The following is an 875-nucleotide window of genomic DNA, read 5'->3' as shown; positions in this document are numbered from 1 at the left end:
TGTGTGTGATGGCGTGCCTTTTGAAGAATGAGCCTGCGAGTCAGCGGCATGTCGCGAGGTTAACCCGTGTGGGGTAGCCGTAGGGAAACCGAATCCTAATGGGGTGTATAGTGGCATGTCCTGGACCCGAAGCGGGGTGATCTACCCATGGCCAGTGTGAAGCAGCTGTAAGAGGTTGTGGAGGCGCGAACCCACGTAGGTTGAAAACTGCGGGGATGAGCTGTGGGTAGGGGTGAAAGGCCAATCAAACTCCGTGATAGCTGGTTCTCCCCGAAATGCATTTAGGTGCAGCGTCGTATTATAGCTTGGTGGAGGTAGAGCGACTGGTTGGTTGAGCGGGACTACAATCTTAGCAATGTCAGCCAAACTCCGAATGCCACTAATTGTGTTGTACGGCAGTGAGACTGTGGGGGATAAGCTTCATAGTCGAGAGGGAAACAGCCCAGATCGCCGGTTAAGGCCCCTAAGGGTGTACTAAGTGGAAAAGGATGTGGGATCGCGAAGACAGCCAGGAGGTTGGCTTAGAAGCAGCCATCCTTGAAAGAGTGCGTAATAGCTCACTGGTCGAGTGGTTCTGCGCCGACAATGTAGTGGGGCTCAAGTACACCGCCGAAGCCGCGGCAACTTTTTAAGTTGGGTAGGGGAGCGTCGTGCATGGTTTGAAGCGTTACCGTAAGGAGGCGTGGACTGTGTGCGAGTGAGAATGCAGGCATGAGTAACGAATTGATAGGTGAGAATCCTATCCGCCGGATGACTAAGGGTTCCTGGGTCAAGTTCGTCTTCCCAGGGTGAGTCGGGACCTAAGGCGAGGCCGACAGGCGTAGTCGATGGATAACCAGTTGATATTCTGGTACCCGTACATGCGCGCCCATGAT

The 875-nt window shown here is 54.1% G+C and carries 1 rRNA gene; it reads left to right on the top strand.

Annotated features, from left to right (window positions below):
• Window positions 1–875, top strand: a 23S ribosomal RNA gene (locus RAE09_RS11845); the annotation flags it as partial.

The sequence above is a fragment of the Corynebacterium tuberculostearicum genome (assembly GCF_032821615.1).
In the GTDB taxonomy this organism is placed as follows: domain Bacteria; phylum Actinomycetota; class Actinomycetes; order Mycobacteriales; family Mycobacteriaceae; genus Corynebacterium; species Corynebacterium tuberculostearicum_H.
The sequence above is the reverse complement of the archived record's forward strand: the minus strand, read 5'-3'. Positions and strand labels throughout refer to the sequence as shown.